We start from the raw sequence: 23,531 nt of genomic DNA, 5'->3' as shown, positions 1-23,531 counted from the left end.
TTAGACGCAATACCCGAACGGTTTCACAGCAAGGAATAACCGTTATGTCGATGATTGCCGAAATGTGGGTGTGATTAGGCATGGAATAAGGACCCCGCATTTGGGGTGATCGGCGTCCAAACGGGACCCCCCATTTGCGATGGGGTTACAACAGCCTCCGGTTTCATCGGAGGCTTTTTATTTGGATGCTTGTTGTGGAGACAATTCTAAAGATACGACGGCTTTCCCGTGTGCAGGGCAAGTCGATCAAGGCGATCTGCCGGGAGCTTGGCATATCGCGCAAGGTGGTGCGGAAGGTTCTGCGCAGCGATGAGACGGAGTTCAAATACGAGCGGACCCGTCAACCTCAGCCGAAGCTCGGCACCTGGCGCGATCAGCTTGATGGAATGCTGCTCGCCAATGAGGCCAAGTCCTCTCGCGAGCGGCTGACACTGATCCGGCTGTACGAGGACTTGCGCGACCTCGGCTACGAGGGCGGTTACGACACAGTCCGGCGCTACGCCCGCACCTGGGCGAAGGAGCGCGGGTCCGTAACGGCGGAAGCCTACGTGCCGCTCTATTATGCGCCGGGCGAGGCTTACCAGTTTGACTGGAGCCACGAGATCGTCGTGCTGAACGGCGTGACGACGACGGTGAAGGTGGCGCATGTCCGGCTCTGCCACAGCCGGATGATGTATGTGAGAGCCTATCCGCGCGAGACGCAGGAGATGGTCTTCGATGCTCATGACCGGGCGTTCGCATTCTTCGGCGGAGCCTGCACCCGCGGCATCTACGATAACATGAAGACCGCGGTGGAAACGGTCTTCGTCGGCAAGGAACGGCAATACAATCGCCGTTTTCTCCAGTTGTGCAGCCATTACCTAATCGAGCCGGTGGCCTGTACGCCGGCTTCGGGCTGGGAGAAGGGCCAGGTCGAGAACCAGGTCAATCTGGTGCGGGAACGCTTCTTCACGCCGCGGCTGCGCTTCAAATCCTACGACGAGCTGAATGGCTGGCTGCTGGACAAGTGCATCAGCTATGCCCGCGCCCATAAGCATGTCGATCAGACGGTGCGCACGATCTGGGAGGTGTTCGATGCGGAGCGGCCGCACCTGATCGGCTATCCCGGTAAATTCGACGGCTTCCACGCGGTACAGGCCTCGATCGGCAAGACCTGCCTCGTGCGTTTCGACAACAACAAATACTCGGTGCTGTCGACAGCAGTCGGTCGCCCGGCCGAGATACATGCCTATGCCGATCGCATCGTCATCCGGCAGGACGGCGTAGAGATCGGCCAACACGAACGCTGCTTCGGCCGTGGCGAGACGATCTATAATCCCTGGCATTACGTGCCGGTCCTGACCCGCAAACCGGGAGCGCTGCGCAACGGTGCGCCGTTCCACAACTGGGTTTTGCCCGCCGCCATGGAGAAGGTGCGCCGCCGGCTGAAGGCCATGCATGACGGCGACCGGCAGATGGTGTCGATCCTCGAATGCGTGGGCCTGGACGGTCTCCCCGCCGTCGAGGCGGCCTGCCAGGAGGCGCTCGATCAGAGCGTGTTCTCGGCCGCTGTCATCATCAACATTCTGGCTCGCAAGCGTGATCCGCAGCCGGCCGCCATCCTTTCCATCCCCGACGCGCTTCGCCTGACCCACGAGCCTCTGGCCGATTGCGCACGTTACGACAGCCTCAGGAGAGCAAGCTGATATGGAACGATCCCAAATCCTCGACATGATGGGCACGCTGAAGCTGTTCGGCATGCGCAGCGCCTATGACGAGATCATGGCCTCCGGCATCAAGCGCCAGCACGAGCCGCCGCGCATTGTCGGTGACCTGCTGCAGTCGGAGATCGCCGAGAAGCAGGCACGCTCCATCAAATACCAGATCACCGTCGCCAAGCTGCCTCTGGCCAAGGACATCGACGACTTCGACTTCACCGACACGCCGGTCAACGAAGGCCTGGTGCGCCAGCTTGCGACAGGAGCCTTCCTCGCCGAGCAGCACAATATCGTTCTGGTCGGCGGAACCAGCACGGGGAAGTCCCACCTGTCCATCGCGCTTGCCCGTGCTTTGATCCGCAACGGAGCACGAGGCCGCTTCTTCAACGTCGTTGACCTCGTCAATCGGCTCGAGACGGAGGCACGTAGCGGAAAACAGGGGCGGCTGGCCGACTTCATCACCAGGCTCGACTTCGTCATCATGGACGAACTCGGCTATCTCCCATTCGCCCAGGCCGGTGGCCAGCTCCTCTTCCATCTCATCAGCAGGCTTTACGAGCGCAGCTCGATCATCGTCACGACGAACCTGGCGTTCGGCGAGTGGCCGGCCGTGTTCGGCGACGCCAAGATGACCGCCGCCCTGCTCGACAGGCTCACCCACCATTGCGAGATCGTTGAGACCGGTAATGAATCCTGGCGCTTCAAAAACCGCTCTCAAAGCTAAAGCCGAAAAGACAAACAACCCGCGCCCGCAGGCCACTGCGCTAAATGGAAAGCTCCGGGCCTACGCGCGCTGACCCTATGCAACCAGAGGCAGGGGTCCCTTTTGGGAGCCGATAAGGGGTCCCGTTACAACGCCGATTGACAATGTGGGGTTTTCTGCGCGAAAGGCGAAAATTCTGGCTTTTGCCCATCTTCATCGTGCTGGAAACTTTCGGGACGCTGATCGTTCTCAGCCTATAACGACGACCGGATCGCGGCGAATCTGACAGCGGTGGTGGCCAGCTTTACCCAGCTGGACAAGGGTAAGATCCTGCCTCACTGTGCACTGGCACAGGTAGATGCTAGAGCCGTGGGCCGGCTGCAAGGTCAGATGGAACTCGGTCCAGTGTACCGGTCAATAAGTCACGAAACCGGCCCAAAATAGGTTTTAAAGACAAGGCTTCGAACCAGGGCCATGAACTCGATCCAGGTTTGATCAAACAATGGATGTGTCGAGAATCTTGACATCAATGCTACTGGGTAGCACCTCCTGGTGGAAGGAGAATTCCTGTGGGCATTAAATCCTCCATTTCATTTACCGAACAGCAGGATGCCTTTGCGCGCTCTCTTGTTGAATCCGGTCAGTACTCAAGCCTGAGTTCGGTTCTGAAACAGGGTCTGGAACTTTTGCGCCAGAAAACCGAGCTGGAGTCCCTCGAAATGCAGGCTCTCCGCGAGCTCATCCGGCAGAGGATAAATGGTCCTGCTGTGTCTGCAGCAGAAATGGGGAACCGCGTGGATGCCATGATCGAGCGAAAGCGGCGTGGCCTGCTTATGGGCCCTTGAGTATTCACGCGCCGCTGAACGCGACTTTGAGCTGATCTTCGATCTCCTGTTTGTAACCTTTTTCGATCTCGGGGAAGACCGCGCGGTGGCCTTTGAGCGCGCGGCCGAGCGCATCAGATCCATCCGGTCTGCTATCGATCGGCTTACGGAAACGCCGTTCATAGGGACGCTTCGGCCGGAGATCATGCCAAACCTGCGTTTCGTGCGTTGCGATCAGGCTGCAGTAAGGCTTCTTGCCGATTCATCCGACAACAAGATCTTTGTTGCCGCCATTTTCTTCGGTGCACAGGACCACATCAGGAAAATGCTGATCCGCCTGCTGTCTGACTGACCGCTAATCTTCTGCAGGCCCACGCCTGGTCTCGCCGACATTCTGGGACGCATTGGCGTTTTCGCAATAAATGCTATATATTGTGAATTTGTGCACAAATCAGCAAGCGAGTAAATCATGCCGGATCCACAAACCGCCTACCTGTCTGCTCGCGTACCAACGCCGCTGAAAAACCGCTTCAAATCGCTGGCTGCGCGTCGCGGACTGAAGGTGCAGGACCTCCTCAACCAGCTGGTGGCAGACTATGTAGCGGAAGAAGACAAGCAAGCCCCCATCGCGACCGACATCGTGCGTCGCCTTCGTCGACACCAGGCCGCGATGGCTGAAAAGGGACTGAAGCATCTTTACCTGTTCGGCTCGGTTGCGCGGGGCGATGCCCGTCCCGATAGCGACATAGATTTGGCCTACGAATTGCGACCAGGCACAAAGCTGTCCCTCTTCGAAATCGGCAGGATAGAAGATCTGATCCGGGAGGTACTGGAAACGGACGCCAAGATTGACCTCGTCTCCCGAACAAGCCTTCGTGACCATGTCACCGAAACAGCGTCACTGGATGAGATCCAGGTGTTCTGATGCCGCGAAGTTCACTTCATCGCCTCCAGGACATGAGAGAGGCCATCAAGGAAATCTATGAGTTTGTCGATGGTATGGATCGCGCGGCGTTTCTTGCAACGCCGACCGACGACCGGAAGACGTTTCGGGCAGTCTCCGCCTCGTTCATCGTGGTCGGCGAGTCTGCCAAGGCACTGCCCGAAGACCTCACGTCCCGACGCCCCGAAGTTCCCTGGCGCGCCATTGCCGGGTTTCGGGACAGGGTGGTGCACGAGTACTTCCGGATTGATGTCGAAACTGTCTGGGAGACGATCGAGAGTGGCGAGCTACAGCATTTGCTCGACGTCATCGAAGAGGAAATCCAGATCCTCGGCGGCGAAGCGCCTTACTAGATTTCAAGACCGCAGATCTCACCCCAACAATCTGGCCGATCGCCGTCTGCTGCGCCCGGCATCGCTGTAATAGCTGGACGCCTGGGCGAGGGACCTGTGCCGGGACTGCAGCATGGCATCCTGGATCGGAATGTCCCTGTTGGCCGCTTCTGTCAGAAAGCCTGAGCGCAAGCCATGCGCGGAAAAGTCCTGCGGGTCCAGACCGGCAAGTGCACAGCGTTTCTTGACGATGGCATTCACCGATTGCGGGGTGAGGGCACGGGTTTTCAGGTTGCCCCACTGATCGATCGCGCGGAAGACGGCCCCTTCCTGAATCTGGGCTGCTTCTAGCCAGGTCTTCAGCGCATCGACACTCCGTCCGATCAAAAGAACCGAATTGTCGTCCGAAGATTCTTCCGTCTTGGTGCGCCCCAGTCGCAGGCTGGCAGCAGGCAGGAGGTCGCTATCCGGATCACGCGGGTCCAGAGGCAAGAAGTCCTCCCAGGTGATCTGACCAAACCGCATTCTGGATAACTCGGAGCGCCGGCGGCCACCGGAGGCAAACCCGACCAGCAGCAAGGCCCTGTCTCGAATGTCCGTCAGGCTTGGTGCGGCGTAGTCCGTGCCGTCACATGTCGCGAGTAGCAGCTCCAGACAATCGGCCGTGATCGCCTTGCGGCTTTTCCGCGCGCGCGGCCGATCGGCGACACGAACAGCCAGACGCATGGCGGAGCGCACTTCCGCCGCGGAGAAGTCTCCCGTCAGACCCCGCCAGCGATGCAAGGTCGACCAGGAGGCCAACCGCCGCTGCACAGTCGCCGGTGCATGCGGGGGCCGTTGGCCCGCTGTGTTTTTCGCGCTGCGGAGCAATCCTTGCGCCTCAAGTTGCCTCGCAATGTCTTCAGGCATCCCGTGACCGGGATCAGACATCTTCTTGTCCGGATCCCACAGGTGATGGGCGATGAACTTGAGAATGAGCGGCGCCGGTGCGGGCCAGGGCAGGGGGCTTCCGGTTGCCGCCAGGCACCAGCCTTCCAGATAGGAAAAGTCGGAGGTCAGAGCCCTCAGCGAATTCTCGCCCATGCCTTCCCTGGCAAGGTGGCGCAGGGTGTCGATGTCCTCATCGGTCAGAAGCCGGGCCAGCTGCTCTGCCCGGTCTGACCCGGCAAGGGCCGGCAGAATGGCGGACAACGTGTCGAGGGTTTCTACCTTGTCGCGCATCGCCTGATCCGCAGCCTCGTTCCGTGCGGGCTGCGACGAGAGACGGGGCGCGGGGAGGGGGCTTTCGGGCATGGCTGACAGGCTTTTGCGGGTCGGGACAGGGGCCAATGTTTAGCATGAGGTCGCCGAAAAGTCTAACTATCGATAAGCATTACTTATCATTGCTTATGATCCTTAGTTGACTGATATCCATGTGATGAACCTTTTTTGCTTGTTGATTATCGTTAATGAAATATTATCAGCCGATGTCAATGGTTTACGATCTCCACAAGTCCCTGAAATCACTGGATTGGCTCGATCTGGCCGTCCCGCTCGATCGCGCCAGCCGGTCACTGACCCGAGCCGACGAGAGATTGCGCCGGACACAAGCGCTGGAAGACGGCGTGCGCAGCCGGTCCCACCTGTTTGAGACATGTGCCTCCATGGCCCTCGATGGAGACCTTGTTCATCTGGAGGACCTTGTCCTGCACGACGCCGGCACCGACAGACGCGCGCCCACCCACGAATTGACCCGGGCCGCCAGGTTCCTGGCGCTCCGCAGACGGGTCGACCGGCAAACCCCGGGCACTGTCTTGAGCCGCGACGGTCTACTGGCACTTGTGGGCCGGCCGACAGATGACGCCGAGTTCGAGACAACGACGATCAGAAGCTCGGGGGAGGGGAGGGGACGTGCCGCTTCAACCTCGATCCAACAGGACACTGCCGACACGGAAAAAAATCTCCTTGCCGAGATCGACGCCGTGCTTGAACGCTCCAGACACCTGGCGCAGGGAACCGTCCCGGAAAGACCTGTCTCTTCCCGCCAATCCGGAGACATACCTTCCGCGCACTTCTCTCGGTTTGCCGAACGGGGCGATCGACTGGACGACTGGCTCACTATCAAAAAGGAAACTGAAGCCCTGAAATTGCCGCCGGTTCTGGCGGCTGCCATTTTGCTTGATGCATGGCAGGTGCTGCAGCCGCTGGACGGATGGCCGGAACTTGGCCGCCTGTTGTCGGCGGTCTTCCTGAAAGCGCAGGTGACCACGTCTCATTTGCCGAGCCTGTCAGCGGGATTGCGAAAGTCGCCCTTTCGCTGGCGCCGCAAGGACACGTTCCAGGTGCGTATTTCCGGCTTCCTGTCGGGTTTTGAAAAAGCCGCCCAGGAAACCATGGATCAGCTGGACCGGTTATCAATTGCCCAGGAGCAATTGGCACGCCATTGCCAGTCTTGCCGAAGCCACTCCAGGCTGCCGGAGTTTGCCCGGATGTTCCTGTCCCGGCCCCTGGTGACCATTCCCATGGCCCGCCAGGACCTTGGTGTCACCGCCGCCGCCGTCGACCGCATGATCCGCCAACTCGGCCCCGCGCTCCCCCGCGAGCTTACAGGCCGAGACAGATACAGGGCCTGGGGTATCCTGTGACGTCTGATTGAGTGATCTGCCCGAGGAAGATCCCATGGAACAGGGATCAGGCACAACGCCACAGCCTCATTCCGGAAGATACCCGCGCCTGTGCTTTTGTGCCGCCAGCTTCTGCTGATGGGCCAGAGCCGATGACACATCCGCAAACAGATCAAGCCGCGTTCGACCCCAGGTGCCCAGGCGTCCCCATGTCCGGCGAACGGCAAATCCGCCGAACAGGGTGGGCTCGACCGACAGGTGGTAGAACCGGTTCATGTTCCGGCCGGGGTCCACGCGTTTGAGGAGAAGGAGATCGTCATCTGGTTCCATGACCGCAGTGTCGAAGATCTCCGAACAGCGGTCCAATGAATGATTGGAATCGATGCGAAGGAACGGATTCAAATGGATGATAAGTGGCTGGGACGAACAAAAAAATATTTTAGCCCTCAGATCGCCAATTTCGGTCACAATATTTGCTGCACTAGAAAATTTACATTCAACGTGAGAACACGTTCTACACGAATACTGACACACAGCACCAACACGCTCCCATGAATCATTAGAATTCTATTATTTCCTAGAGAATATGCATGTTAATAAGATCTACTTTTAGCTTTCTCTGCCTCACCGCCCTTAGCATAGCGAGCGCAAATTCTAGCAAGATTAAATATTGGCACTCGCAACACTACAGAGGATTCGAGCGCAGCAACGTTCGCCAACTAGCAGATGACAATTCTAAAACTGATATAACGGAAATAAGACTATGCTTCGACAATCGTCCATTGTCAGAAAATCAGTCAGGCCTTCCTACGAGAAAGGACAAGGTAGCAGATTTCTGTCAGCATTTCAGAGATGATCCGCTCTTAGAAAATTCAATTGATCCATCAGTCAGCAAACAAATCCGCACGGGCGTAACGATCAAAAAGAACGAAGACAAAATCTATACCTGCGAAGCGGTCTTCACATCCCTGTCCATGCTTTCATTGTTGGAGCATATATCCAGAGACGCCAATTTAGGCGAAACCGAAGTCAGACCCTATTTTTCGTCAGGCAATATGCTGAGCATCGTTCAAAAGGTGCAAAAAGTGTTGCTGGGAGACGATTATATAAATCTTTATTGGAACTATGCTGGAAAGCCTCGTGTTTCGTCAGCATCTATTCCAGAGACTAGCCAATGTTTTCAAAAGGCCTTCTTATTTTATTGGGAAAAGCTCGAAAATGGCTGTATTGACGGCGTTCTTTCTATGAGTAAAAAAGAATCCGGCAGCATCGAATACCGACCCGTTCTAAAGGAAAATTACAGCGACCTAAGAGACATGTTAAAATTTTGCAAGAAAACATGAATAGTCCAATACCTTTATAGATCTTCTCATCTCACGAGATGCCAATACAGGATTTGCGTTTTCGGTAGCCTGACCAGCAAACACCTCGCGGCCTTCGTATTGCGCCGGCTTTGAACGATTTTGTCGAGAAAATAATCGTCTTGGTCAACCGCACGCCAGAGCCAGTGTTTGCGGCAAGCGATGGAAACCACCACCTCGTCCAGGTGCCAGACGTCCCGGCGCGAAGGGCGCCGGCGACGGATTTGCTTCGCGTAGAGCTCTAGTAATTCTGTAAGCATTGTCCCAACGGCACCCTGACAGCGATACTTTGATCGAGTGGGCAATCCCTTGACGGATCAAAGAACCTCGGCAAGAACTTGCGAAGGATATTTTGCTTCGTGAGGTGCGTGTTGATAAGCGTGCGACCCGCTCGACCGGAAGAAATCCATGAGCTTTCCGCCATTGGCTTGGCCTCCTGGAAAAAGGGTATCATGCCTCTTGTTCCGGTTGAGGTTGCATCTCGAATAGAGAAGGAAAACCCTTTCGTCCCGTTCTTGAAAGACCAAGGCGGGAACATCCTTGTTGCTGAAGCCGATGGAGCTTTGGCTGGAATCGGTGCTTCAGAGCACTCTGACAATTACATCAGCGATATCTGGGTCGCGCCAGAGCATGAAGGAAAGGGTATAGGTACTGCGCTTATTTCGGCGCTGGAGGCGCAATTCCGTGACCGGGATTTCAGAGAAGCGTCCATTCGGGTAGCCGCCGATAATTTGAGGGCTCTCGGCCTATATCTACATCTCGGATATCACGAAACCTGGCGAGGTTTCGACTATGATCCGATACTGTGTGTCACACTTGAAAAGGTCGCGCTTTTGAAATTTTTCGACGCCTGATCAAGGATATTTGGCCGCCTAATTAGGCACTTGAAGCAAGGCCTAACAGTTACCAACAGCATCCGATCCTAACAGATCATTCACAGATCATTCACTCGCTGATGCATTGCCGCGGTGTAGTCCGCCGAAGCCGTCATTTCTTTGTATTTGCCAAAACGGGTGGTCGCTAGATGCCGACACAGCAGTCATCGCCGCCATTAAAAAGTGAACTCGGAGGTCAGCTGGCAGATTTAATCGACCAGTCTTGCGCTTTGACTTCAAGGGTTTCATCCCTCAGATAAAAATGAAAATGCCGTACGCCACGCCCATCCATCTTGGTCCAAGGCGTGGGGTCCATTTCGTCTCGGCTATCACCTGAAATTTCGTAGAATTCACCCCAAGACGGTGCAAGTCCACTGAAACGGCACTGGCCACCAAACCAACCCTTGTCATTTACTGGTGTGACACGATACCTGGCGCAGCCATCAAAGCGGACTGTAATTTCGGGTGTTTTTTCGTAATTACAGTTGAGATAGGGGTTTGGCCTCATGCGGGCCAACAGCGTCTGTCCAAGGTTTTCAATCTTGAGATCGACATGGTTTGGGTGTGCGTTCCAATCTTCATTGAGGCGCGTGAAAGTCGGCAGATCGTTAGCTTGAAAGTGCCAAGGCAATTGGTTTCTTGGGGTCCAAGTGATCCAAAGACGATTGGGATCCTGTGCCGAGGGTCTTAGATCGCCAGCAGATTTGTTGACCAAGACAGCAACACTGCCAAGACCAGCCATCTTCCAACCAGTCAGACAATCTCGTATCCGGCGACCGTCGACTTGAACAATTGGCACATTATTGCCTGCAATCTGCAATATGTCACCTGTTTCGGGAACGTGCGTGAGCCGGTCCAACATCAGAACAGTTCGCGGCTTCCCAGATTCATCTTCTGGCAGGCTGAAAATGTCAGTCAGGCGACCTTGTGGCTTGCGCACTTTCTTTATCCCAATGCCGTGTCTCGTTCGCAGGACTTCACTGTACCCCGGCAAACTTAACTTAAAAGCAACCGCTATATTAATACGCAGCCTTGGCAATTATGGGCTCTTGGCGGTGTGGTGCTCCAATCCTGATCTGGAAGGTGTCTAGTCTCCCCGAAAGGCGAAATCTGACACCCGGATCAACCTCAATGCGGCTGTGCTGCGCGGCTTTCACCGACGCCGCCATGTATACAAGATGCAGAATTCTAAACGGTTGAGTGACTGCTACGGGAGACTGACCTGCCGTAGACATCTCCAATGGAGGTTATTTGTTTGGGCTCGAAGACGAAGGATGATGATTAATGCGTGCACTCGGACTGGTGTCGGCGGGCGTGCTGCTTGGTGGGGTAATAATGTATGTTCTCACGGAAGGGGCAGATCAGTTGGACAGAGGCATTTCGCACACCTATCGCTGCGACCAACTGGCTCGAGAGGCTGATGCCCTGAAAAGTTCCGAGAAGCTTTTAGAGCAATTCCTGCGTGATAAGCCTTTGTCGGATTTGGAAGCCATGATCTCAGCTTCCGGACTGCACAGGAGCGACTTCGAAAAAGGTGACAACACGGTCGTCGTCGTCGGCAGTGGCCCTCAGACAAGGGCATTAGAATTCGAAGTGTCCCAGACAGGAGAAATAGCACTCCGCCCAATCCCCGGAAGTAAGCCATGTGCTCCAAAATGAACCTGGTGGCCTGCTGACCACTCCGGGCTACAGGTGGTGACACCTGTCCCAACCCTGAACTAAGCTGGTGTCTGGTCGATACAAACAGCCCATTCCTGTCATTGAACTGCGGCAAAACTCAAGGCACATTCAGCTTCTGACTAAGCTACTAAAGATGAATTCAGAGGATGGTACCGCATGGTGAGACTGGTGATGTATAGCGACCAAATCATTCCAGAAAATGATAAGGTTGATGCACATCTGCTCTACCTTTTGGCGGGCCGTGGGCACCGTATCGGATACGTCGCATCAGGGCCGGAACCAGATCGACGGTTTTACCGCCAAAGGCGAGACTACTACGCAAAGCTGGATCTCGATCTGTCGGTCTTCTTCGTCACGTCGGGACCTCTCGATGAGGCCTGTGTAGCGTCTCTGCTGGGCTGTGACGCAATCCATCTGTCAGGCGGGAATACCAGGGCATTCCTGCAACTTTTAAAAGCTAGCAGTCTCTTGGGTGCCCTTGCCGAATGGACCCGGAATGACGGCCTTTTGATTGGGACAAGCGCCGGTGCGATCCTAATGACGCCTTCCGTGGCCCTTGATGCCATGTTCAATGGCGAAGACCCCAGAGCCGTTTGCGATAGCAAGGCGCTGGACCTTGTTCCCTTCGAATTCTTTCCTCACTTGAACAAAAGCGCGGACTATCTGCCGCAGCTCTTGGCGTACTCCACCGGAACCTCAAGGAAAATAGCGGCCTGTAGGGATGGGGATGGTGTCGTCGTGAATGGCGATGTCGTCGAAGGCGTTGGTGATATCGTCTGGATATCGAACGGAGCAATTTGCGAACCGTTGGTAATGGACCGCTGAGAGCCCCAAGCTGCCTTGCCGGTCCCCGCGAGCTTATAGGCCGAGACAGATACAGGGCTTGGGGTATCTTTTGAAGTCTGACTGAGTGATCTGTCCGAGGAAGACCCCATGGATCAGGGATCAGAGATCAGGCACAACGCCACAGCCTCATTCCGGGCGATACCCGCGCCTGTGTTTTTGTGCCGCCAGCTTCTGCTGATGGGCCAGAGCCGATGAAACATCTGCAAAGAGATCAAGCCGCGTTCGACCCCAGGTGCCCAGGCGTCCCCATGTCCGGCGAACCGCAAATCCGCCGAACAGGGTGGGTTCGACCGACAGGTGGTAGAACCGGTTCATGTTCCGGCCGGTGTCCACGCGCTTGAAGAGAAGGAGATCGTCACCGAGTTCCATGACCTCAATCTCGAAGACCTCAGAAAGCGGTCCAATGAATGATTGGAATCGATCCGTAGGAGCGGAATCACACAGTTGATAAGTGGCCGGGAAGAACACCGCCAAAGGTGGAGGCTTCTAAGCCACTTCCTGACGGTGTCCAACATGCTTTAACTTGGTCAAGCGGGACATTGCGACACCTGGGACGCGCTCATAAAAACCCGACAACGTTGCTCGCAACAATATCTTTCAACCAAGAAGAGCATTTAAGAGCTTGTCAAAAGTAACCAAGGTGTTAACTATGGCCGTGCAACCAGAAAGAGGCGTCTGGTTGCGCATATAACAAATCAGAGGCGAGGCTTCTGATCGGGGAGACAACGCGGTGCACGTTGGTTAGGGGCATTCAAGTGAGGGAAGAAGATACTCTTTCCACGCGTGTAGAAGGTTACTCAGCAAATCGGGGAAGCATCGACCCAAAGGAATGGGCTGATTACGGTCGTGCAGGGGAGACCGCGAACGCGAGTGATATCACTCAAGAGCGAACGAGCATCAAACTCCGACTGGCGGACGGTTCGGAAACCGATTGCCGCGCCGGCATTCATTTGGCGCGTGAAGCACATCTCCGAACAATCTTTCGCGATATTCCGTTCTCCGAAACCAAGGCCCGGGCGATCTTTAACAAGGCCATGTCCGAGCCGGAGCGTTTCGGGCTGATTTATGCTGTGCCGGGGGGGGACGAGCCGCTGGCCGAGGATGGTCTTTTCGGCTTTGCTTCGGTGCAAGCGGGCGAGCATTTTCTGGGCACTGGTACGTTAATCGCGACGGTGCAGACGTTGAACGTCTCCCTAAAACTCACCGGCACACTGCTTGGTGGCAAGGTCGCGCTGCGCCTCGTTCAAGCGGTGCGCCATTGGGCTAATACGCGAGGTTGCGCCCATGTGATGGTGCATGTCACCAATGGTGACAACGCAGAAGATGCGGATAAATTCTTCCGGCGCTGCCGCATGGTAACTGTCGGGGGGAATTATATTTTATAGCGCCATTACTAAGACTGTTCTACCAAAAAAAGAACTTCAATACACTAAAAATATTTATCTAAAGGATGTTATGGGTGCCTGTTCTGTGTGAATACTTCGACAGCGCGCGAGACGCGAGTGGAGCTCTAGTGCTAATCGTATCCGTTATAGTAATTCTTTTTATTTTATTAGTTAAGTTAAAATACTTTGGGTTAAATAATAAAAAAGCAAATTATACTGAATTGTTTTTGTTTTTGCTGCTGTTCGCAAATTTATTAGTTGGCTCTTTTGTTTGGGTGCCAATATGGGAAAACTCTTGTTTATAAGTACAAAGGGACAGCTAAATGTCTGGATTTGAAAAAGCCCGAAGCGGCAACGTAGACTTCAATCTTAGCGATAATTCTCTGAAATCAATGCTTCTGGAACTGCAACGATCGGTCCCGCCAAATATCTCAGTGGGAGCAGCTGTTGCTGTCGAAGTGGGGCCTCCATTCGGCGGTCCTTTTGGTTTTGGTGTGGAAGGTACCCAAGGTGGTTTCCTTGATTCCTCTCAAAAATACACGAACTTTACTTCAGGAGCTATTTTTGCTGATATCTCCCCCCCAGCTAGCGCTCCAATCGAGGTAGGATCGGAAATATTCTTTTCAAATTCTGATTTTTCTCATTTTTCGGGAGCCGCTACGGCCCTAGAGGTCGGATTGTTTGGAGGTATCGGTCTGACGGTGCCAACCGATAAAGTCTCGGAAGTTCCGGAGGCGCTCGCTGAGGCAATCGCAAACTCAAGTAATTTCTCCGAATTTGCCGAAATATTCTTAAGTCTAGCGCCCCGTGGTTCTGCAATTTATCCTTCAGTCGGTACTTGGGGTTTGGGCGTTGAGCAGCAGTATACAATTGAAACGAGCGATATTGATGTCAAATTTGGTGCGAATGTTGTTGGAAGCGCAATGTCGTGGCCTGGGATTGCAGGACATTTAATGCACTGTTTTAGTGCTGGGACCTTGATTACAACATTTCAGCAAAACAAGCCTGCTTCTTATGTACCGATTGAGGATCTTAACAAAGGTGATCTTGTACTTTGCTTTGATCCTACAGCTCAAAATGGTCGAGGAGTACTATTACCAAAAAAAATTGTCCGTACATTTGAAAATATTACAGAAGAGTGGATTCGCTTAACTTGGAAGGAGAATGGTGAAAGCAGAGAGCTTATTACTACACCAAGTCATAATTTTTTGACCAAAAATGGTGATTTTTGCAAGATTGAAGACATAATACCTGAAGGAACGGGAATAGTTATACTTTCTGACGGGTCCGAAACTGAAGTTACTTCGGAGCGCATTATCTATTCTGTCGAAACCGCTGAAATGTTCGAGCAAGCGGAAGGTATCGTTTATCCTGAAAACGGCAACGTTTTTCTTAAACCAATTTATAAAAAGGGTTGGAAAACTTATAACTTTGAGGTTGAGGATTATCATACCTATGTTGCAGGCGGAGTACGTGTACATAACGATTCCTGGAACGATGGAAAAGGATTTGAATTTCAGAAAGACAAATTTGCTTCGGGAAACGCTTACGCTATTACGCAAGCAGAAGGGGTTGTGCCAGTAAACGGACACGCTGTAATTTCGTACCGCTTTGAGCAAGCTTCGACTTATGATTCGCTCCCGCAAGGTCGAGCCGAAGCCGTTGCGTTCGGTGCTGCGTTTGAAGGTGGTAGCAATCGTGAAGTTAGTGCTGCCGCGTGGAGTGAAGTTAAAGCAATAAGTGGCGATGATTGGAGCTCCGCTTCTTGGGGTGGAAAGCAATTTTCACAATTCGAAGCATCAATCAGGTACGCTCGTGAAAAGGGGCGTGAATACACCACAGCCTCTTCGGGCGCTGACAAAGCTTCTGGCCGCGACAACGAAGGTGCCCGCGCAGACACCAGTAAAACGCAAAAGTCCAGCGACCGCGGCATCGGCCGGGGCGACTATAATAATGACGGCGAGGTGGATGCCCGCGAGTTTCGCCAAGCTGAAAACAATGGCGAGTTTAAAAACAACAATTCGTCTCAAAAAAACAACAGCGACGGTAATTCCGGAAGCAAAGGCAATTCTGGCTCCAAACCTGTCCTGATCGATCTAGATGGTGATGGCCTTGAGGTCACCGCGCTTGATCGCTCTACAGTATTTATGGATACGGGTGGCGACGGCTTTTTGCGTCGCACAGCCTGGGCTGGTGAAGGCGACGGGGTTTTGTATTTCGACCCGGATGGGCGCAACGAGATTACCGAAAAGCGTCAGTTCGTCTTCACCGAGTGGGACCCGACCTCGACCAGCGACCTTGAAGCACTGGCGTCGGTGTTCGACAGCAATGGCGACGGCGTCCTGAACGCAAGCGACACGGATTTCCAAAAGTTCAAGGTGATGGTTACCCTGGCGGATGGCTCGACGGTTTCCAAGACGCTCGCAGAACTCGGCATAACCGAGATCGACCTGACGGCCGATGCCAGTGACGTTGAGCTTTCCGACGGTTCGGTCATCACCGGCAAAAGTACGTTCACCCGGGCCGACGGTTCGACCGGCACGGTCGGCGACATGCTGCTGGCTTCTGAGAAACAAGGCCACCGGGTAGTCCAAGCGGAATCCGTCGATGGTTCCGGTATGCGCAGCTTGACCACCACCGCCTATGCCGCCGACGGCAGTAAGGCCTATGAGATCTTCTCGGAGGTTAGTTCCGACGGGCTGTCCGTCACGAACCGCTACGACGATGATGGTGATGGGGTGATCGACCGGATCCAGACCATCGAAACGGTAGTGAACGGCGACGGAAGCCGCACCGAGACTGAACGCAATTTCTCCGGCTCCGACCTCGCAACGGCCGTTCTAACCTCCCGAGAAGTCACCACCAAATCTGCCGACCACAAGGTCGAGATCATCGACCGGGATTCTATGGGCGGCGGCTGGTTCGACCAGCGTGAGACCCGCACGGAAGCCGTCGATGGTGGTCTGACAATTGAACTCGAAAATCTCGCCCAAGACGGCACGGTAATCACCAGCACCACTGAAACCGTCTCTCTGGACGGCTCTGAGCGCATTGATGGCCTGGATTCCGACGGCGATGGCAATGCCGACACCATAGAGACCCATCTGGTCGACAAACACGCCGATGAAAGCCGAACGGAAACCGTGACGGTGACCAACCAGGACGGCTCGTTGCGTTCGAAAACCGTAGAGGAAGTCGAGTCAGATAATCGCTCCAAGGTGATCACTAGGGATTTCGATGGCGACGGGCAGACCGACCAGAGCGAGATCCTCGACATCACAGTGTCGCCGGACGGAGGCAGCACGTCACGGCTGGAAATTCGAAACGGCGACGGGTCCCTGAAATCGTCTTCCGTGACCGTGACTTCCGACGACGCGCTCACTAAGATTACCGAACTTGACCGGGACGGCGATGGCGACATCGATCTGACGACCGTGGATGCGACCACGGTCAACGCCGATGGCAGTCGTGAGCGAATAGTCACGGAAACAAACGGCGACGGCTCGATCCGGGCAATGCGCAAGGAAAGCCTCGACGCGGACAAGGTCGGCCAAGAGGTCTTTGTTGATCTCGATCAGAACGGGAGTTTTGAGGTTGACGAACTAATGTCTTCCGTCATGGTTGATGTCACCACCCTGGAGCGAACTGCGACCCAGTGGACACGTTCTGCGGACGGATCAACCCTGGCAAAAACGACAAGCGTCACATCCTCCGACGGTTTGACCAGAACCACCGAGAGCGATCTCGATGGCGACGGCGACATCGATCTGAAGGTCAGTGATGTCACGGTGCAGAACGGTGATGGTTCTTCCAGTCGAACGGTGACGACGAAGAACCAAGACAACTCGCTTCGCACAATCAAAGTCACCGAGACCAGCGCGGACGGTCTTACAAAAACAGTGCGTGAGGATGTCGACGGAGACGGCGCGTTCGAGAAAAAAAGCGTCAACACGCTAGTGCTGGAATCCGATGGCGGCACCACTCGGACCGCATCGGCTTATGCCGGCGACGAGACCACACTGCTTTCCCGGACAGTTACCTCGGAAAGCGCTGACCGGCGGACCAGAACGGTCACTGTGGATCGGGACGGCGATGGCACCGTCGACAGCACGTCGATTAAGGTCAAAGGCACAGACGGTGCCATCACGCAGACAGTCACCGAAACGGCTGCAGATGGCACGATCCTAGGAGAGCTCGTCAGCACCACCAGCGCCAACGGTTTGGTTACGGCTACCGCTACGGATCTCGACGGCGACCAGGTTGCAGATGTCATCACCCGCAACAGCACGACACTGAATGCGGACGGTAGCAAGACGACAGTCCAGACGACGGAAAACGCCGACGGCTCGCTCAGAAATACATCGATAGTCACAGTCAGCGACGACGGTCTCAACACGGTGAGTAAAACCGACGCCGACGGCAACGGTACCTTTGAGCGTACTATCGCCGATGAAACAGTTCTGGGTACCGACGGTGGCGCTACGCGCACAGTCGAGACACGAGCGCAATCCGGTCAGTTGTTGAGCCGTACGCAGATCGAGACCAGCGACGACGGTCTGGTAACGGTCCAGAAAACCGACCGAGACGGCGACGGATCTTTTGACGTCGTTGAAACCACGGCCACGGTTCTGGAGGCCAATGGCGACACCGTAACGACGACAGAAACTCGTGAAGAGGGCGTTCTGCGCTCCAGCACGACCCAAACCGTCTCTGACGATGGCCGCTCCAGGATGACGGACACCGACCTCAACGGCGACGGCAAGACGGATGTTCGGATCACACAGACAATTGCCGACACGGGCGTTGCAACAACTCTGACCCAGTCGTTCAACACGAGCGGCGCTGTTCAGACCCAGAGTCGGTCAGTTACCAGCGCTAACGGCCTGTCGGTCACGACTTCACAGGACGTTGACGGTAATGGCGCTTACGAGATCCGCTCGGAATCCGTTCGGGTTCTGAACGCCGATGGCTCGGCGACCACCACCACCAGCGCCAAGGCGCAGAACGGCACTCTGCAAAGCCGTGTTGTCGAGACTGTGAGCGCAGACGGTCTGACCACCACCCGCGCACAGGATTTTGACGGCGACGGCCACACGGACGAGAGCGTCGTGCGTAAAGCAGTTATTGCCCCTGACGGCACCATCACTACCACGGGGACCGTAACCGCCCGCAACGGCGATGTGCTGAGCAATTCCGTCGAGACTGTCACCGGCGACGGTCGCTCTTCGACCCTTGCGACAGATGTCGATGGTAATGGCGAAAATGACAGGGTGATCACCACCACGGTTGGCGATGACGGTACCACCACCACAACCACTTCAAGCTATTCTGTAATTGGCGACTTGATAGCCCGAACCACGTCCACGGAGAGTGGCAACGGACAGGCAAGAACCGTTTCCTTCGACCTGGACGGCAATGGCTCTGTCGAGCGTACGTTTCAAGAAACTATGGAGATCGCCGCCGACGGCACCACGATTCGCACATCAACGCACGAGGCCGGTTCTGGCGAGCTGCTCGCGAGCGAACAGGTCGTCAGGTCCAGTGACGGTCTCACGGTGACCACCGCGCTCGATCTGGACGGCGTAGGTGGCGACGATTTCGTCACCACAAAGACGACAGAGTTCGGGGCCGATGGTTCAACGTTGGAGACTTGGACGACGCAGGGTTCAAACGGGCAGGCAGGTGGCGCCACCCGCACCACCAGCGGCGACGGACTTGATGTCACGACCAATCGTGATTTTGACGGCGACGGCGATACCGACCGTGTGTCGACGCTTGAACTCGGCGCCGCAGGTGGGCGCACGCAAACAACGATCGAATATGGAACTGGGACAACGGTTCAACGCAGCGAAACTTTCACGCTCAGTGCAGATGGTCGGCAAAGTGAAACAATTGTCGACGACGACGGGGATGGCAAGACCGACCTGCGCATAACAACTCAAGTTGATCTCAGTGGTAACGAGACGACGTCCTGGAAGGATTTAGCCACCAACGGTTCCACACCTGAGGCGATAATTACGAAGACAGCTGCAGCCAACGGCTCCAGCGAAACCTATACCTTCGACACGGATGCTGACGGAAATAAAGACATCTCGCGTACAACACGCGTTAGCCACGATACAGCCGGTAACGAAATCAGTGTCTTTGAGGAAAAAGAAGGCTCAGCCGGTGTACTCACCTTCCGCAGCACAACGACGACTTCTGCCAATGGTCTGACATCAACTACGGCGATTGACAGTGATGGCGACGGTGTAATCGACACACGATCGCAGACCAAAACCGTCTACAACGCTGATGGTAGCGTCACGACGACTAGCCGCGACTGGCATGAAGCGGACGGTGCGGCTCGGTCCAGCTACTCGGAGACGATTAGTGCAGACGGACGCAAAGTTGCCGAACGCTATGACTTTGATGGAAACGGCACTACCGACAAGTTGCGAGTGAGTATCGAAGGGGCTGATGGAAGCCTGGTCGTCACCGAAACAGGGTTCGGCAACAATGGTGCTCAAAAACGCGCTGTCACTACAACCTCTTCTGACGGACTAACCACAACCGTTTTGCGAGACGGTGTTACTCAGACGTTTACACGTTCCGAACTCGACAACGGTAGTTACGACTGGGACAACGGTGTGATCTCAACTGGATCGCGCGCGCACATCAAAGTCTCTCACCGGATTGATGCAGAGGGCGTAGAGACATGGGAAATGGTCTCGAGAACCGACGGCTCAACGACAACCTATCTCCAGCGCTTCGATGCAGAGGCCAAGGCACGGCTTCTTACAGAAGCTGCGAGGATTTACGATACGGTTCTCGACCGGGATATGGATGCATCCGAAATTGAAGTCCTTGTCAGGTACACAGCCAATAGCCAACTCAACTTGACAAGCTTGGCAGATGCGTTGCTCGCCTCAAGTGAATTCAGCACCCGGTATAGCAACTTGAGCGATACCGGCTACATTGCGCAACTTTATCAAAACACATTTGGTCGGGAGCCTAGTCTTGATGAACTCGCCGATCATTTAGCCGCTCTGAAGTCAGGTGCAGCTACGCGCGCCGCAACCGCAGCGACATTAACGCAGACGGCAGAGCATATTGTTGTCGGAAATGGCCACGGCAAGACCAACAATTATGACGTCCACTTGTTGCCGGTGGTTGCAGAAGATGACCTCCGGGCGTCTTTCGGTGTTGGCGCCATTAACATGGTCACCGACAAAGCCAAGGTTCAGGCAGGAAGTACCGGGAACGATACCCTCCATGGAGATAGCGGAGGCCTTGTTTTTGGCCGGGCGGGTCACGACACGCTTCATGGAACGTCGGGCAGTGAAATTCTTGTTGGCGGCACAGGCAACGATACGCTTCGTGGTGGCACAGGCAACGACACTTATGTCTTTAACCGTGGAGACGGGAACGACGTTATCATCGACGACGGCAGCGGCTCAAACGGAGATACCTTGCTCTTCGGCCCGGGCATCAAAATCGAGGATTTAACGTTCAACCGATCTGGCGATCATCTGGTAATCGGCTTTTATCCAGAAAGCGCTGCTGAGGCTTCTGCCGCCGCCCAACAAGGCCTCGGTCCGCTGAATGGTTCAGTTACCATCCGTTACTGGTTTTCAGATGGCAACAAACGCATTGAACGTTTCGCCTTCGAGGACGGTGACAGCTATTGGTTTGCCCACATTTCATCATTCTGGTCGGAGCCAGGCGTCAACATCAACATGTTCCGTCGCCAAGGCACTGGCAACGATACCTTTAGTGCAGATCCTGGTAGCGACATTATTGTCGGAGCCGAAGGGAATGACACTCTACACGGCAACGACGGCAATGATGTTCTGCTCGGCGGAGAAGGCAATGATCAATTATTTGGTAATAATGGAAATGACGTTCTAGATGCAGGCCAAGGAACTCGCGGAACTTGGCAAATGTTACGTGGCGGTTCTGGCGATGATACTTACATTGTCAGGGCCAATTCAGGCGACGTTCTCATTGATTTTGTATCTGAAAACGAATTCAGTGGGACTGACACTATAGTCTTTTCCGATCTTAATCTTTCGGATATTACCGCGACCTTGATTCCAACTACTGGCAGTGCTCAGAACGGGGTTATTCTAAAACTCTTTTGGAATAGCCATGGCACAACCGGTCAAATTCAGCTTGGTTTTCAAGGTAAGTATATCGAACGGTACGAATTTGCTGACGGCACTACACTTGGAAAAATCGGCATCCACGCAATTCACAATTGGCTGGAATTAGTAGGTACCTCCGGCAATGACTATATCAAGGTAGGAGGAAATACTCCCGGAGGGGCCGATGGCCGACATTCCGATGACTATCATGTATTCGGGGGGGGCGGAAATGACACGCTTGTGTCCGGAAAAAGTGACTGGCGAGATTGGCAGCAACTAGCAGGACAAGCCGGGAACGATACTTACATTATCGGCTCCGACGGTGGTTCTATGATGATCGATCATGCAGCTGAAGTAGCCAATGGCGGCATTGACACGGTTCGCTTCAAAGATCTTACGCTTTCAAATCTAATAGTTTCCTATTTTGATCATAACAGTGTTTACGGCGTGGCTTTGAGTCTTCGGTGGACACAAGACGAAACGCGGTCAGCTGGAGATTTGGATATCGCTAACCGCGGACAATACATCGAGCGTTACGAATTCGCAGATGGGACTACGCTCGGGAAAATCCGTATTAATGCCGTCAATAACTGGCTGGAATTAGTAGGTACTGCTGGCAATGACTATATCAAAGCAGGTGGTATCACGCCCGGTGGAACAGACGGTCGACACTCTGACGACTATCACGTTTTCGGAGGAGACGGTAATGACACTCTAGAGTCCGGAAAAAGCGACTTGCAAGATTGGCAGCAACTAGCAGGTCAAGCCGGGAACGACACCTATGTTATTGGTTCCGATGGTGGATCTATTATGATCGATCATGTGGCCGAGGTGGCAAATGGCGGAACAGATACTGTTCGTTTCAAGGATCTGGCATTTTCAGACTTAGTGATCTCGAATTTCGACCACAATAGCGTTTACGGCGTGGCGTTGAGATTTAGATGGACAGAAAACGAAGAACGCCTTGCTGGCGATTTGGACATCGCAAACAATGCTGAGCATATAGAAAGATATGAATTTGCTGATGGAATGACGGTCTCAAAAATCACTGTGCTTAGCGAAGGCGGGCTGTTACTGCAGGGCACAGCTGGGACGGATAAGATATTCGGACAAGATGAATCTGATGAACTCCGCGGCGAGGGGGGCAATGATGTCTTGCTCGGTAAGAGCGGCGATGACAGGCTTTTTGGCGGGATGGGTAACGATGTCCTCGAAGGTGGTTTGGGCAACGATACACTAACCGGTGGAGCCGGAGACGATACGCTCAACGGCGGTGAAGGCCAGGACACCTACGTCTATAAACTTGGCGACGGCAACGACATTCTCATAAATCGAGATATCAGACAAAACACACTGATCTTGAATGGTATCGACCCTGAAGAAGTCGCCATCTCACAAACAACAGACGGTGTCAAATATAGCTTTGCTGACGGTGGCTCTCTACTTCTACGCCAAGAAGCAGTAGATGCTTCAGTAGGCTTGGACCGTGTTGTCTTTGATGACGGAACTGTCTGGAGAGGTAACTACATCACGGGAACAGGTATTTCGCCGGTTATCTTTGTCGAAATTGAAGACCAGTTGCTCACAGAAGACGCGATTTGGACTTTCACAGTACCCGCAGATACATTTAACGACGCTGACGGCGATGTTTTGAGCTTCAGTGCGACACTCTCCGATGGTTCGCCGCTTCCGTCTTGGTTGAGCTTCGATGCGTCAACGAAAACCTTCTCCGGCACCCCCCCGCAAAATACCGCCGGAACCCTGTCGCTCAAAGTCATCGCTTTTGACGGGACCACGTCCGTCGCTGACGAATTCAGCCTTGTAATTGAGCCTGCAGATTTGACTCCGGTCACCCTGACCGGGACGAGTGGGGATGATGACTTCACCTATAACCTGGGTGACGGCAACGTCGCGATCGTCGAAGGTGCAAACATGGGCGGCGGTGACAGGCTGCTGCTCGGTGCGGGCATTACAGTTGCCAGTGTGACCGTGTCGCGGTCCGGTTCGGACGGCAACAACGCAATGTTGCACTTTGCTGATGGTGGCCAGGTGGAACTCATCGGCCAGTTTGCCGAGGGATGGCTCCGCGGTATCGAGCAGGTCGTGTTTGAAGACGGCACCATCTGGGACACTCATTCACTTGCCAATCTGATCTT

General features: G+C 54.5%; 17 protein-coding genes and 2 pseudogenes. 14 read left to right on the top strand and 5 right to left on the bottom strand.

Annotated elements, in window-relative coordinates; genetic code table 11:
- The first annotated feature begins 185 nt into the window (after window positions 1-185).
- The 7 genes and pseudogenes from istA (at window position 186) to ACYQ6M_RS28085 (ending at window position 4,520) form a co-directional block, all read left to right on the top strand.
- A pseudogene (gene istA / locus ACYQ6M_RS28115) lies at window positions 186-1,754 on the top strand (IS21 family transposase).
- On the top strand, window positions 1,687-2,421 hold the full coding sequence (gene istB, locus ACYQ6M_RS28110; RefSeq protein ID WP_460077018.1) for an IS21-like element helper ATPase IstB: 735 nt from the start codon (window positions 1,687-1,689) through the stop codon (window positions 2,419-2,421). Before istA ends, istB begins: the two are co-directional and overlap by 68 nt.
- Window positions 2,422-2,564: 143 nt before the next feature.
- Window positions 2,565-2,660 carry a DUF5989 family protein gene (locus ACYQ6M_RS28105; protein ID WP_460077016.1) on the top strand — a complete coding sequence of 32 codons (96 nt, stop codon included), beginning with the start codon at window positions 2,565-2,567 and terminating at the stop codon, window positions 2,658-2,660.
- A gap of 309 nt (window positions 2,661-2,969) precedes the next feature.
- Window positions 2,970-3,245: a ribbon-helix-helix domain-containing protein gene (locus ACYQ6M_RS28100; RefSeq protein ID WP_460077014.1), complete on the top strand. Its 276-nt coding sequence runs from the start codon at window positions 2,970-2,972 to the stop codon at window positions 3,243-3,245.
- Window positions 3,223-3,576, top strand: a complete 354-nt coding sequence (locus ACYQ6M_RS28095; RefSeq protein ID WP_460077012.1) for a type II toxin-antitoxin system RelE/ParE family toxin — start codon at window positions 3,223-3,225, stop codon at window positions 3,574-3,576. The genes ACYQ6M_RS28100 and ACYQ6M_RS28095 overlap by 23 nt, the downstream gene beginning before the upstream one ends.
- A gap of 117 nt (window positions 3,577-3,693) precedes the next feature.
- The gene (locus ACYQ6M_RS28090; protein ID WP_460077010.1) at window positions 3,694-4,149 is read left to right on the top strand and encodes a nucleotidyltransferase domain-containing protein; all 456 of its coding nucleotides are present in this window, start codon (window positions 3,694-3,696) and stop codon (window positions 4,147-4,149) included.
- A complete protein-coding gene (locus tag ACYQ6M_RS28085) occupies window positions 4,149-4,520 on the top strand; it encodes a HepT-like ribonuclease domain-containing protein (protein ID WP_460077008.1) in 372 nt (123 codons plus the stop codon). The genes ACYQ6M_RS28090 and ACYQ6M_RS28085 overlap by 1 nt, the downstream gene beginning before the upstream one ends.
- 18 nt (window positions 4,521-4,538) lie before the next feature.
- On the opposite strand, the gene ACYQ6M_RS28080 is transcribed toward ACYQ6M_RS28085, so the two are convergent.
- The gene (locus tag ACYQ6M_RS28080) at window positions 4,539-5,720 is read right to left on the bottom strand and encodes a tyrosine-type recombinase/integrase (RefSeq protein WP_460077006.1); all 1,182 of its coding nucleotides are present in this window, start codon (window positions 5,718-5,720) and stop codon (window positions 4,539-4,541) included.
- Between the two features lie 251 nt (window positions 5,721-5,971).
- Here ACYQ6M_RS28080 and ACYQ6M_RS28075 point away from each other — a divergent pair, with 251 nt between their 5' ends.
- Complete coding sequence (locus ACYQ6M_RS28075; protein WP_460077005.1) at window positions 5,972-7,123, top strand: RHE_PE00001 family protein; 1,152 nt, start codon at window positions 5,972-5,974, stop codon at window positions 7,121-7,123.
- 66 nt (window positions 7,124-7,189) lie between these two features.
- Here ACYQ6M_RS28075 and ACYQ6M_RS28070 read toward each other — a convergent pair whose 3' ends face one another.
- Window positions 7,190-7,432: a WGR domain-containing protein gene (locus ACYQ6M_RS28070; protein ID WP_460077003.1), complete on the bottom strand. Its 243-nt coding sequence runs from the start codon at window positions 7,430-7,432 to the stop codon at window positions 7,190-7,192.
- 260 nt (window positions 7,433-7,692) lie between these two features.
- Between ACYQ6M_RS28070 and ACYQ6M_RS28065 the strand changes: the two genes are divergently transcribed.
- Window positions 7,693-8,445, top strand: a complete 753-nt coding sequence (locus tag ACYQ6M_RS28065) for a hypothetical protein (RefSeq protein WP_460077001.1) — start codon at window positions 7,693-7,695, stop codon at window positions 8,443-8,445.
- Between the two features lie 53 nt (window positions 8,446-8,498).
- Here the strand turns inward: ACYQ6M_RS28065 and ACYQ6M_RS28060 are convergent.
- Window positions 8,499-8,699: pseudogene (locus tag ACYQ6M_RS28060) on the bottom strand (DDE-type integrase/transposase/recombinase); the annotation flags it as partial.
- Window positions 8,700-8,915: 216 nt separating this feature from the next.
- Here ACYQ6M_RS28060 and ACYQ6M_RS28055 point away from each other — a divergent pair.
- Window positions 8,916-9,317: a GNAT family N-acetyltransferase gene (locus ACYQ6M_RS28055; protein WP_460076999.1), complete on the top strand. Its 402-nt coding sequence runs from the start codon at window positions 8,916-8,918 to the stop codon at window positions 9,315-9,317.
- 217 nt (window positions 9,318-9,534) lie between these two features.
- Here the strand turns inward: ACYQ6M_RS28055 and ACYQ6M_RS28050 are convergent, their stop codons facing one another.
- Window positions 9,535-10,278 (bottom strand): hypothetical protein, encoded by a 744-nt coding sequence (locus tag ACYQ6M_RS28050; RefSeq protein ID WP_460076996.1) that lies wholly within the window; start codon window positions 10,276-10,278, stop codon window positions 9,535-9,537.
- Between the two features lie 344 nt (window positions 10,279-10,622).
- On the opposite strand from ACYQ6M_RS28050, the gene ACYQ6M_RS28045 reads away from it, so the two are divergent.
- Both ACYQ6M_RS28045 and ACYQ6M_RS28040 read left to right on the top strand, forming a co-directional pair.
- Complete coding sequence (locus ACYQ6M_RS28045) at window positions 10,623-10,997, top strand: hypothetical protein (protein WP_460076994.1); 375 nt, start codon at window positions 10,623-10,625, stop codon at window positions 10,995-10,997.
- Window positions 10,998-11,174: 177 nt separating this feature from the next.
- Complete coding sequence (locus ACYQ6M_RS28040) at window positions 11,175-11,843, top strand: Type 1 glutamine amidotransferase-like domain-containing protein (protein WP_460076992.1); 669 nt, start codon at window positions 11,175-11,177, stop codon at window positions 11,841-11,843.
- A 147-nt stretch (window positions 11,844-11,990) separates the two neighbouring features.
- On the opposite strand, the gene ACYQ6M_RS28035 is transcribed toward ACYQ6M_RS28040, so the two are convergent.
- A complete protein-coding gene (locus ACYQ6M_RS28035) occupies window positions 11,991-12,233 on the bottom strand; it encodes a WGR domain-containing protein (RefSeq protein ID WP_460076990.1) in 243 nt (80 codons plus the stop codon).
- A gap of 386 nt (window positions 12,234-12,619) precedes the next feature.
- Here ACYQ6M_RS28035 and ACYQ6M_RS28030 point away from each other — a divergent pair, with 386 nt between their 5' ends.
- Window positions 12,620-13,249 carry a hypothetical protein gene (locus tag ACYQ6M_RS28030; protein WP_460076988.1) on the top strand — a complete coding sequence of 210 codons (630 nt, stop codon included), beginning with the start codon at window positions 12,620-12,622 and terminating at the stop codon, window positions 13,247-13,249.
- Between the two features lie 323 nt (window positions 13,250-13,572).
- A partial coding sequence (locus ACYQ6M_RS28025) for a putative Ig domain-containing protein (protein ID WP_460076986.1) occupies window positions 13,573-23,531 on the top strand: 9,959 nt, incomplete at its 3' end.

This window comes from Roseibium sp. ROS1, assembly GCF_054658215.1.
Note: the sequence above shows the minus strand (reverse complement) of the source record. Positions and strands in the feature narration are given on the sequence as shown.

Bases quoted from the DNA above. Each gene is read 5' to 3' on its own strand.
- ACYQ6M_RS28055 (WP_460076999.1), top strand. From the start codon at position 8,916: ATGCCTCTTGTTCCGGTTGAGGTTGCATCTCGAATAGAGAAGGAAAAC.
- ACYQ6M_RS28070 (WP_460077003.1), bottom strand. From the start codon at position 7,432: ATGGAACCAGATGACGATCTCCTTCTCCTCAAACGCGTGGACCCCGGC.
- ACYQ6M_RS28045 (WP_460076994.1), top strand. From the start codon at position 10,623: ATGCGTGCACTCGGACTGGTGTCGGCGGGCGTGCTGCTTGGTGGGGTA.
- ACYQ6M_RS28080 (WP_460077006.1), bottom strand. From the start codon at position 5,720: ATGCGCGACAAGGTAGAAACCCTCGACACGTTGTCCGCCATTCTGCCG.
- ACYQ6M_RS28040 (WP_460076992.1), top strand. From the start codon at position 11,175: ATGGTGAGACTGGTGATGTATAGCGACCAAATCATTCCAGAAAATGAT.
- ACYQ6M_RS28035 (WP_460076990.1), bottom strand. From the start codon at position 12,233: ATGGAACTCGGTGACGATCTCCTTCTCTTCAAGCGCGTGGACACCGGC.
- ACYQ6M_RS28065 (WP_460077001.1), top strand. From the start codon at position 7,693: ATGTTAATAAGATCTACTTTTAGCTTTCTCTGCCTCACCGCCCTTAGC.
- ACYQ6M_RS28075 (WP_460077005.1), top strand. From the start codon at position 5,972: ATGGTTTACGATCTCCACAAGTCCCTGAAATCACTGGATTGGCTCGAT.
- ACYQ6M_RS28090 (WP_460077010.1), top strand. From the start codon at position 3,694: ATGCCGGATCCACAAACCGCCTACCTGTCTGCTCGCGTACCAACGCCG.
- ACYQ6M_RS28085 (WP_460077008.1), top strand. From the start codon at position 4,149: ATGCCGCGAAGTTCACTTCATCGCCTCCAGGACATGAGAGAGGCCATC.
- istB (WP_460077018.1), top strand. From the start codon at position 1,687: ATGGAACGATCCCAAATCCTCGACATGATGGGCACGCTGAAGCTGTTC.
- ACYQ6M_RS28105 (WP_460077016.1), top strand. From the start codon at position 2,565: ATGTGGGGTTTTCTGCGCGAAAGGCGAAAATTCTGGCTTTTGCCCATC.